Source organism: Primorskyibacter flagellatus, assembly GCF_048268605.1.
Classification (GTDB): domain Bacteria; phylum Pseudomonadota; class Alphaproteobacteria; order Rhodobacterales; family Rhodobacteraceae; genus Primorskyibacter; species Primorskyibacter flagellatus.
The window spans coordinates 1-9381 of sequence record NZ_JBLWVF010000040.1; the positions used below are offsets into that span (position 1 = coordinate 1).

A 9381-nucleotide genomic window follows, 5' to 3' on the forward strand; every position below is an offset into this window, starting at 1 on the left:
TGCCCGTTGCAAGCCCGCACCCTCTGGGTGATCCATGAAACGCGCCCCTCGCAGCCTTCAACACCATGTTTTATATAGGAAATATAATGGTCAGGACAGCGAAATCAGCGCCTTACTTGGGAAATGTGGGTTAAAGCAGAGGTGCCCGCCTTTAGGGCGGGCACCCACCTTATTGCTATGTTGCTGCTTCCAACAGCGCGATTGCTCCGATCTTATCGCCTGTGACAGAAACGGTCGTTTTTGGCCGAGCGCCCTACCCCACACAGGATCAACCGCTTAGCTATGACAAAAACCCTAAGCAAAACCTTTGCGGTTTTGGCAGGTTTTTGTCACTATTGGGCATGATCATCGGATATGCCCGCGTCAGCACTGACGACCAGAGCCTAGATTCCCAGACCGACGCACTGGCAGCGGCGGGAGCTGCCAAGCTGTTTGCTGACAAGGTCAGCGGATCGAAGCGCGAACGACCCGAATTGGACAAGATGCTGGATCAGCTTCGCGACGGCGACGTCGTGACTGTCACCAAGTATGACCGCCTGGCCCGGTCACTGAAGGACCTTCTGGAAATCGTAGAAGCGATCCGAGCACGCGGTGCCGGCTTTCGATCCCTAGCCGAGGACATCGACACGACGACGCCAGCAGGCCGTCTTGTCTTCCACGTCTTCGCATCAATCGCCCAGTTTGAACGGGAGAGGATTTCAGAGCGGACCAGGGAAGGGTTGGCATCGGCCCGCAAGCGGGGCCGGATCGGCGGCAGGCCCCCTGCCCTTACAGCCGCCCAGAAGGATGAGGTGCGACGTATGCGCGATGAAGAACAGCGAGCGATTTCGGAAATTGCGCGCTTGTTTAAGGTCAGCGAGAGGACAGTACGGCGCGCTTGAGTTCTACCGAGGACATGTTGATGATTTTGAAAGAAGCAAGAGATGTCAGAAATTGATGAGATTCCAGAACGTATCTTCAGGATGGCGTCAGATGCCCTGACCCAGGCCAACCCCACGTTTGCTCTCCGAATGTTCTAGGCAGAACCAATCTCCCTGTTTGACGAATGCTGTTCAATGCATGAATGTCTGGTTGAAGTAGGTAAGCACAACCTGGGAGCGTCATGCCGGACTATACAGAAGACTGGCACCCTGGCAGTTTCACAAAGAATTTTGGCTGGGGAAAGGATGGTCGCGGCTTGGCGGAGCTGCACCAGGCCATTCGGGTCGGTTTTGGGGGCGCAAAAAACGACGTTCCACGCGGCGACTTCCGCGAGCGCTTGGAAGCGCAAGGCGTCAATTTTTATATCCCAGCAAATTTTTTCCTTTTCAACTATTCGAATGATACCGGAGACTGGATCGCTTTTGATGAGCTGGTATTTCAGGCTGTTTCCTTCGAGCATTCGGCTCACTTTGACCGACTTGCGCTTTTTGCCTTCAATCTCTCGCTGGTCGGTTCCTGGCAAGGGGCTCGGCATTTCCAAAGACGGCCAGCTTTGTGGTCAAACCGATACATCGTTGAAAGATTGGCTCAGACACACAAATGGGATGTAACGAAAGTCAACGCCAACGACATCCAGTCCTTTCTGGATGGAGATGAGCGGTACAAAGCGCAGACATCTCGGAAACTAAGCACTAATTTGAGTTTTTTGTATCAGATTGGTGGCTTGAGTTCGGTGGTGGCGGACACCATTGAAAGGTGGTGGATGAACGCGTCATTCCTAGCAGCGGATCGTCTCTGTCATCTTCGATATGCTCGCCGGTTGACCATATCTTCAATTAAAGAAGCGCTGGATGAGTTCGATTTTACCCCGTTAGCAGGCGGTAAAAACGTCGAAAAGTCATATGCACTTGGCCGACTGTTAGAAATGTACGTGTCTGTAGGTGGCCCGGCCAGATTCACGCGCTCGATAGAGGCTATCAGTACTGGTAAGACAAACGATCCACGCCCCTACGGTTTAGTGGACAAAAAGCTTCCTAGAGCACCCAAATCCCTCCCAGCAGGTGTTGTGAACACAATGGAGTGGCTTGACGCTTCTTATGAGCTTCTCGACCACGACGAATTAAGAGCTTTCGATGTTGATCTGTTCGTTAGAGAGGCGTCGGTGCGCGCGCTTTCGAATATTCGTGAGCGTGGTATCAAACCAACCATGAGTTCATCAGACCTCATGTCGCTAATGCGAGGCTGATTTGGAACCGACATCAGCCTGCCTGGATACATCCGCTCTTATTGCACTTCTTAATGACGCTGAGGACGCGCATACGGCGGTTTTGCGTGAATTCCAAAAATACAAATCGAGCGGAATGGTATTTATCACCGAGGTCGTTTTCGCCGAAGCGTCAGCAGGGATGAGCTCTGCTGAAGAGCTCAGGTTGGCGCTAGACGAACTTGGTATCTCAGATCTGCGCGCAACTGATGAAGGCTTGTTTTCCGCAGGCCAAGTTTTCAAGGAGTATCGACGTAGCAAAGGGACAGGGAAGAAGGATGGTGTCTTGCCGGATTTTATGATCGGTGCTGTAGCTAAGGCTAGAGGCGTCGCGCTGATCACATTGAACGACCGCGATTTTGTGAATAAGTTTAGCGACTTGGCTGTTATCAACCCTGTTAAGACATGACCCTATAAATGAGGTCGTTGGGAAATACGAATGTTTGAAACAAGCACTTACGATGATCCAGATGTCATGCCCATCGAAGCGCGTAATCACTGGTCATTCATGGAAACAAACTCAGCATCTGCGGTTATGAAAGCTGTCTGTCCGGAAGAGTGGAAGGACATCATAAGTATCCTGTCAACGTATCGTCTGGACCCGCAGTATTGGTTGCGCGCAGGCGGCAACAGGGGCGATATAGCAGAACAGATCGACACCGCATTTCACGAAAGAGGCTGGCAAGAAACTCGATTAGACCTATCCACAAAAGGGCTCTTGTTTTCTAAAGATTCTGAGAAAATTGGAGAGCTGCCCGAGGTGTATCAAGAAGGTTATCTAGTCGATAACTTTAAGAATAGGGTTGTTCTAGACGTTGAGTGGAACGCCAAAGATGGCAATTTAGATCGCGATTTGGCAGCATATCGCTCTTGGTACGAAGCAGGAGTGATATCAGCTGGCGTGATAATCACTAAAGACCGGCTACCACTTCTAAAACTGGCCCGCCAATTGTGGGCTGATTACCAAGAAACACTTCCAGAAGAACAACGCACCAAGAAGCTCCCGATCGACCTTACAACCTCAACCGTCACTGCCTTTGATAAAGCTCAGATGAGAGTAAGGCGCGGAGTTATGGGGTCTTGTCCTGTATTGATTGTGGCTGCGAACGAGAACACATGGGATGGGACACCTTATCAGGCTACTTAACGAACTACTCTGCGGCGGGCCGTCCGCGTTTCCTCATCGGTGTCTCCACCAATTCTAGCAACGATCTTACCCTTTGAATGGGGTAACCCGTTTCTACGGCGAGATCCCTAATGCTTGCGCCAGCTTCATAACGAATGCCTATCTCCCGCCCGATTTCAGCCGCTACTGTCTCAGGAATTTGCTCATTGGTATGTAACGGAGGGAATATCTCGCCACCAGCGTACCCTTTATGAACTTGACCGCGAGGTGCCACCTCCTCCGAAGCCTCATCTCCCCATAGGGTCCACCCCTTTTGCGGGTGGCGGGCAAACATCTCCAGATAAGGACCTGGCGAACAGGCTTCTATCAAGCCGTACTGTTCATCTGGTTTACGTGAGTGCTCACGCTTGCGGGTTTCAATCATATTTACCTGTGACCTCGCTGGAGCGAGGGTCCGCATGGAGCCTTTGACCCCAAACAATAGGATCTCAGTTACGTTTCGAAAATAGAACCCCACTCCGCGACCATCTGGACCTCCATCTTTGCGGCGCTTTGCCCATATGATGTTTGATATATAACGGAACCCCCAAGCTTCCATAACGGCGAGACCGTCTGGCAACAGTGCGTTCGGAACCCACAGATAAAGGTGTGCGTTCTTTGCGCAAACTTCTGAAACAGGGAGGGCTTTAATCCCCTCGAGGTCCATTGTCGAATAGCGGTCGAGACGACGATGCTCCGGGGCTACTTTGCCGGTACGGTTAGTAAAACGCCAAGGAGGGTCGGCTAACACCGTTGAGAACCCACCAACTACTTTAGGCAGAGCTGGGGGCTGTGCTTCTGGGCGCAACGGATCTGCATTTTTCTTAGACATATACCACTCCAGGATCTTTTATCAGATCTTTATAGTGCCACGTCCAGAATGACTAGCCCGAAAAGGCAGTTTTAGTCCCCAAAATGCCGTGGATGGACCCTGGTTAAGCAATGCCTCTGTGAACTTTCCACATCTTTTCAACAATTTGGCCTTGAACGATTCCCAGCTTTTCGGCTTCGCCAGATATTGCATGAAAACTTTCGGATGCAGCTGATGTACACGCGGGCTTGGTTTTCGGCCGGGCTTCTTGCGCGGAGCTCGATCAAGGGGTTCCCTCGCCCCTCCTACGCCGTCCAGTCGCCGGACTTCTTTGGCGGTCGTATCCTTCGGCCAAGCCTTCAGATAGCCATGGCGCGCCCAAAGCATTCGCGCTGCGCCCTGCCCTACGTCTTACTCAAATGAGTTTTTGAGTAAATAAGTTGTATCCCTATCACCCACGTTCTTGCGGATGAATACCGGGCATTAGTTCACACCAAACTTGTCGCACCTCAAATACTCAGTTACACTTTTGAGTAAATACACAAAAGAGGCAGAGCTATGAGCATAATTTCCGTCCTGAATCCGAAAGGTGGTAGCGGCAAGACCACCATCAGCACCAATCTCGCCAGATCGCTGCACGAGATGGGATACTCGGTTCTGATCGTGGACAGCGATCCACAAGGCAGCGCACGTGACTGGCACGCAGCCTGCGAAGACAATCCCATCGAGCTGGTCGCGCTGGACCGTCCCAACAACGTCAAGACGCTGATAAGTATGGCGGCAAACTACGACTACGTGGTAATCGACGGCGCGGCAAAACTAGAAGACATGATCGCCGCTTGCATCAAAGTCAGCGACTTCGTTCTGATCCCCGTTCAACCATCGCCATACGACATTTGGGCCGCGTCGGACCTTGTGGATTTCATCAAGGCTCGCCAAGAGGTCACGGACGGATCGCCGCGCGCCGGGTTTGTGGTCTCCCGTGTCGTGGAAGGAACCCGGCTGGGCAGTGACGTGCGAACCGCGCTGGACGACTACGCCTTGCCTGTCTGTGAGACGACCATAACACAACGCCAAGTCTACCCTCAGACGGCATCGGAAGGGCTGACCGTATTCGACGCCGACAATGTGAAGGCAAGGGCGGAGACCACGGCGCTGAGCAACGAAATACTGGCAGTGCTTGCAACCGCGACACGGGAGGTCGCGTGATGGCCCTTTCCGCTAAACGTCCAAGCCGTGGCGACGAGGCCCGCAAACGCATCCTGCACGAAGTCACCGAGACGACTGAGAAGAAGAAGCGCCTGAATGCCGAGATCGAGGAGACACTTTATCGCAAAATCAAGATCAAGGCGGTCGAGGAGGGCAGGTCAATCTCCGACATCACCCGTGATCTTTGGTCTGAGTATTTGAGTAAATAAGTGTTTGAGTAATTACTCTACCAGCCGTTGCGACCGCGTTTCTTGAACCAGCTCTTGCAGAAACCGAGGAACGCGGCGTCCGGGTTCTTTGGTGGTTTTTTCTGTCTGGCGGAGTAGGTTCGCCACTCTCCTACCAGAACCTTGATGTCCCATGTCGGAGCCAGTTCCCGCGCCCGCTCCAGTGTATCAGGCGAGAGAGGCAGGACATAGCCACCGGTCAGTCTGTCCTGTTCTGGTTTGGGCGCATAGTTCTCCAGAAATTCAGGTTTGGGCGTTACCGTGAGGATGTCTGCTTCCATTCGGAAGGCATAGTCCGGCATGTGGTTGTGTTCCTCGTCAGCCTTACAGATTGCTCTGACGAGCCGCCGAAATTCCTTATCGGAAGATGTGGAGCCGGTTCGGTCCTTCAGCTTGTCCAGACCACATTTCCATTCCGGTTGCGTCCCGCATTGCTTGCGTGCCAGCTCATACAGACGGCGTTCCAGAGGCTTACGAAGCTGGAAGTAGCGACGATTGAGCGTGAGAACGTCATCCCCGGCAATGGCGTTGAAGACCCAATCGGAAAGTGTGACTTCTAGATCGAGCATCCGGCCGTCGCGGGTTTCGCGAACAATCCGGTAGCGGTCTATCAGGCTAAAGCCGTCAATCTGTTCCACGCCGCCCGTGGTGATGTTAGTCTCGATCTGCGTTCCTTGGAGACGTTCCAGCGCGGCTTTCAGGCCGCTGTAACCGGTTCCCGCAACTGGACGGTTTGTCGCGACAAGTAGGTCGTACGCCTTGAACCGAAGGGTTCTGTGAACCTGTTTTCCGTCATTCAGAGCCGCCATCACTTGAGAAATGCAATAGATCAGCACGTCACGGTCGTGGACAGTTGCGAGACCGATCATGTTCGGCCTGATTTCCACGTAGCTCTTTCCATCGGTAGCCACATAGCGTCGTTTTTTGGTGTCAGGCTTGGTCGAGAGGGTGAAGATCGGATGCGCCATCGACGCCATGTCACCTTTGGGCGCAGCGTCGAAGATATCACAAACGAAGAAATCCCCCTGTGCATGTCGCAAGGGAAGAAGAGGCGTCCGATCCGGTTTCGTAATATCACCCACCATGCCACTACTATTCGTAATTTCACACACCAAGGCAAGGGATTCGTAGTATCACCCACCAAGCAGGCTTTCGTAAGATCACACACCACCTTTCGTAAGATCACACACCCCTTATCGTAATATCACCCACCAGAAGCTCAAAATAAGTCGGATTAAAGCATATTTTTCAATATCATAGCCCAGCGCATGATTCGCGTAACACAGAGTCTAACACATATATAACACCCAGCCTGACAGACTGAGACGATCACCGACAACGCTTCACCCATTAGCGCCGGTAGAACACGCAGGCATCAACACCGGTGGTTGTCGTGGTCCATGACGCCCCGAGGACAGCGCATGTGGACGCGTTGCTGGCCAAGAAACGAGGCAGCGTCACCGTCAGCACCAGGGCCAGAACCAATGCACCCAGACCTAACCATGGCAGGCGGCTTTTGAGACGATCCGCTTTCTGTTCCCGTTCGAACACCTCTCGATAGGCTTTGGACCTGTCATCTTCCGATTTGGCCAAGGCCCCGATGGTCTTGTCCGTCTGGACGCCAAGGCGCCTGACAATCTCGGTCATCGCATCTGCGGTTGCGCCCAAGTGGCTATCGAGGGTCTGGCCCAGAAGATCCCCGTATTTTTTCGGATTGGTTTGGTCCCGTGCGGCGAAGGCCGCGATCCGCGCTTCCGTCGCAACCTTAATCTGCTTGTCCGCCACGGCGGTCAGATCGTCGATCCTGTCGGACATGCTGGCGACAGCCGTCGCCATGAGATCGAGCGTTTCGCGCAGATCATCGTCGGAGAGGGCAGGGAGGTCGGGTTGGTCTGGCATCGGGAGGCGTCCTTGGGGTTACGGGTCCTGCGGGACGAACAGCCCCTTGAACTCGGGATCGGCATAGTACCGCAGCTTTTGCGCGACGGCTGTGGCTTGCCCCTGCACGCGCAGGAGCTGGTTTTCCGGGCGGAGCTGCATGATTTCATCTGGGGTGAGCAGATCGCGGCCCGTGAGGTTGTTGTTGAAGCTGGGGCTGTCACCGGGCTTGAAGCTGTCGGTCTGGAACCCGGCAGTTTCCTGGCCCATCATCTGGCTTAGCCACTTGGCCGTCTCGAAATCATTCACCCCGAAGACCTGCTGCACCCCGGCATTGGCAATGAAGGTTCCCGCGCGTTCGCCATAGAGGTCCTTGAGCTGGCTCATGTCCTGCAGGATCGGCCAGAGCTGGAGGCCATAGCCCGCCATCAGCCCCATGGCGCGCTCCACGGCCTCCAGACGGCCCAGGGCGGCAAACTCGTCCAGGAGAAACAGCGTGGGCGTCCTGAGGCGCTGTGTGTCCCCCTGAGCGCCTGAGGGGTCGCTCAGGGGCCTCACGGACGCCTCTGCGTCCCGTGCAATGTCCTGAAGGGCCTGAGACACCAGAAGGCGCAGCCAGCGGCTGTAGGCGTCCATCCGGTTCGGAGGCAGCACCAGAAACACCGAAGCGATCCGGTGACGCAGATCGGAGAAGTGGAAATCTGACCGGGACAGGACCTTGGCAATGCGCGGGCTGTCCAGAAAGTGCGTGTGGCGCTGCGCGTTGGATAGCACCGAGGCGGCTTCGCGATCTGCCTTGCCGAGGAAGCGGTTGGCGGCGCGGGCGATCAGCCCGCCTGCCGCATCGCTGTCCTGCATCAGCTCCAGCAGCGCGCGCAGCTTTTCCGGGGGCAGGGTGAGATATTCCCGGACGGTGGCGAGGGTCCGGCGGTCGCGGTCCTCATGGCAGACGCAGAACATGATCAGCCCACCGAGGATGGCCTTGGCCTCCTCGTTCCAGTGCGCCTCCGTCACCTGTCCCGGCGGGTCCATCACAAGTGCCTCTGTCAGGGAGGCCGCATCCTCGCCCAGATCGAGGCTGTCCGGTGTCAGCCGGTCGAGTGGGTTGTAGGCAGCAGACGGCATCCCGGAGACCTCAAATGGATCGAGGACATGGACTGTTCCGAACCGCCGCCGGGCTTCCCCGGCGATCCGGGCATTTTCGCCCTTGGGGTCGATGACCAGAACCGAGCGCTCCGCCGCCAGCAGGTTGGGGATCACGGTGCCGACGCCTTTCCCTGCCCGCGTCGGGGCGAGGGTGATCAGATGGGCGGGACCATCATAGCGCAGCAGCCGTCCGGTGTGCGGGTTGCGCCCAATCAGGAGACCGTCTTCCCGCTGGAGCTTCTTCAGCTCCTTGCGGTTGGCGAAGCGGGCGGAGCCGTGGCTGTCGCCGGTCAGTCCGAAGAAGGCGTCCGCGCCAGAGGCCATGCGCCAGTACTGGAACCCGAAGATACCACCGACAAAAATGAACGGGCCGAAGACCAGCCACTGCCATGCGCTTTCGCCGGGTGGCTGGTCGAAGAAGGCGAAGACGAAGGGCGTGGCGACGAGTGCCCCTATCATCGCGCCGAACAGGACAGCGCCGATCATCCAGCCCAACAGGATGGGCGTGAAGATCAAACGACCGAAGAACCGGAACAGCCCTCCGAAGACGCGCATCACGCCCCGCATCAGGAGGGCGTTTCCGGATCAGAACTGGACGGGGCAGGGGAGGGCGTGTCCCAGTCGGCGAAGGCCTTGCGATCCTGTTCGCGGGGCAGGTTGCGGATCAGCCGGTCGAGCATCGCGGCAGCCCCGGAATCCCGTTCCGCCAGGTCCATGAGCGCACCGCCCAGGATCACCTTGCGCCGCGTGTCGAGTTTGC

At 55.6% G+C, this 9381-nt stretch carries 10 protein-coding genes and 2 pseudogenes; 6 read left to right on the top strand and 6 right to left on the bottom strand.

Annotation, left to right across the window (positions count from 1 at the left end):
• The first annotated feature begins 341 nt into the window (after nt 1-341).
• The 4 genes from ACN0WV_RS19130 (at nt 342) to ACN0WV_RS19145 (ending at nt 3332) form a co-directional block, all read left to right on the top strand.
• A complete protein-coding gene (locus ACN0WV_RS19130; RefSeq protein ID WP_417607846.1) occupies nt 342-881 on the top strand; it encodes a recombinase family protein in 540 nt (179 codons plus the stop codon).
• A 221-nt stretch (nt 882-1102) separates the two neighbouring features.
• On the top strand, nt 1103-2167 hold the full coding sequence (locus ACN0WV_RS19135; RefSeq protein ID WP_417607847.1) for a hypothetical protein: 1065 nt from the start codon (nt 1103-1105) through the stop codon (nt 2165-2167).
• A gap of 1 nt (nt 2168) precedes the next feature.
• On the top strand, nt 2169-2594 hold the full coding sequence (locus ACN0WV_RS19140; protein WP_417607848.1) for a type II toxin-antitoxin system VapC family toxin: 426 nt from the start codon (nt 2169-2171) through the stop codon (nt 2592-2594).
• A gap of 30 nt (nt 2595-2624) precedes the next feature.
• Entirely contained in the window at nt 2625-3332 is a 708-nt protein-coding gene (locus tag ACN0WV_RS19145; RefSeq protein ID WP_417607849.1) for a BglII/BstYI family type II restriction endonuclease, read from the top strand.
• A gap of 4 nt (nt 3333-3336) precedes the next feature.
• Here the strand turns inward: ACN0WV_RS19145 and ACN0WV_RS19150 are convergent, their stop codons facing one another.
• Nucleotides 3337-3585, bottom strand: coding sequence for a helix-turn-helix domain-containing protein (locus ACN0WV_RS19150; RefSeq protein ID WP_416010165.1), 249 nt, complete (start codon nt 3583-3585; stop codon nt 3337-3339).
• Nucleotides 3577-4182 (bottom strand): annotated as a pseudogene (locus tag ACN0WV_RS19155) (MT-A70 family methyltransferase); the annotation flags it as partial. The gene ACN0WV_RS19150 and the pseudogene ACN0WV_RS19155, both read right to left, overlap by 9 nt.
• Nucleotides 4183-4719: 537 nt before the next feature.
• Here ACN0WV_RS19155 and parA point away from each other — a divergent pair.
• Nucleotides 4720-5370: a ParA family partition ATPase gene (gene parA, locus ACN0WV_RS19160; protein ID WP_417607850.1), complete on the top strand. Its 651-nt coding sequence runs from the start codon at nt 4720-4722 to the stop codon at nt 5368-5370.
• The gene (locus tag ACN0WV_RS19165) at nt 5370-5579 is read left to right on the top strand and encodes a plasmid partition protein ParG (protein ID WP_290898151.1); all 210 of its coding nucleotides are present in this window, start codon (nt 5370-5372) and stop codon (nt 5577-5579) included. The genes parA and ACN0WV_RS19165 overlap by 1 nt, the downstream gene beginning before the upstream one ends.
• 17 nt (nt 5580-5596) lie before the next feature.
• Here ACN0WV_RS19165 and ACN0WV_RS19170 read toward each other — a convergent pair whose 3' ends face one another.
• The 4 genes and pseudogenes from ACN0WV_RS19170 to ACN0WV_RS19185 form a co-directional block, all read right to left on the bottom strand.
• Nucleotides 5597-6682, bottom strand: a complete 1086-nt coding sequence (locus ACN0WV_RS19170; protein ID WP_417607851.1) for a replication initiator protein A — start codon at nt 6680-6682, stop codon at nt 5597-5599.
• A gap of 265 nt (nt 6683-6947) precedes the next feature.
• Nucleotides 6948-7496, bottom strand: a complete 549-nt coding sequence (locus ACN0WV_RS19175) for a hypothetical protein (protein ID WP_417607852.1) — start codon at nt 7494-7496, stop codon at nt 6948-6950.
• A gap of 18 nt (nt 7497-7514) precedes the next feature.
• Nucleotides 7515-9176 carry a type IV secretory system conjugative DNA transfer family protein gene (locus ACN0WV_RS19180; RefSeq protein WP_417607853.1) on the bottom strand — a complete coding sequence of 554 codons (1662 nt, stop codon included), beginning with the start codon at nt 9174-9176 and terminating at the stop codon, nt 7515-7517.
• Between the two features lie 11 nt (nt 9177-9187).
• A pseudogene (locus tag ACN0WV_RS19185) lies at nt 9188-9381 on the bottom strand (mobilization protein); the annotation flags it as partial.

Excerpts from the sequence above, each read along its gene's own strand:
- ACN0WV_RS19165 (WP_290898151.1), top strand. The coding sequence starts at position 5,370 with ATGGCCCTTTCCGCTAAACGTCCAAGCCGTGGCGACGAGGCCCGCAAA.
- ACN0WV_RS19170 (WP_417607851.1), bottom strand. The coding sequence starts at position 6,682 with ATGGTGGGTGATATTACGAAACCGGATCGGACGCCTCTTCTTCCCTTG.
- ACN0WV_RS19135 (WP_417607847.1), top strand. The coding sequence starts at position 1,103 with ATGCCGGACTATACAGAAGACTGGCACCCTGGCAGTTTCACAAAGAAT.
- ACN0WV_RS19180 (WP_417607853.1), bottom strand. The coding sequence starts at position 9,176 with ATGCGCGTCTTCGGAGGGCTGTTCCGGTTCTTCGGTCGTTTGATCTTC.
- parA (WP_417607850.1), top strand. The coding sequence starts at position 4,720 with ATGAGCATAATTTCCGTCCTGAATCCGAAAGGTGGTAGCGGCAAGACC.
- ACN0WV_RS19130 (WP_417607846.1), top strand. The coding sequence starts at position 342 with ATGATCATCGGATATGCCCGCGTCAGCACTGACGACCAGAGCCTAGAT.
- ACN0WV_RS19145 (WP_417607849.1), top strand. The coding sequence starts at position 2,625 with ATGTTTGAAACAAGCACTTACGATGATCCAGATGTCATGCCCATCGAA.
- ACN0WV_RS19175 (WP_417607852.1), bottom strand. The coding sequence starts at position 7,496 with ATGCCAGACCAACCCGACCTCCCTGCCCTCTCCGACGATGATCTGCGC.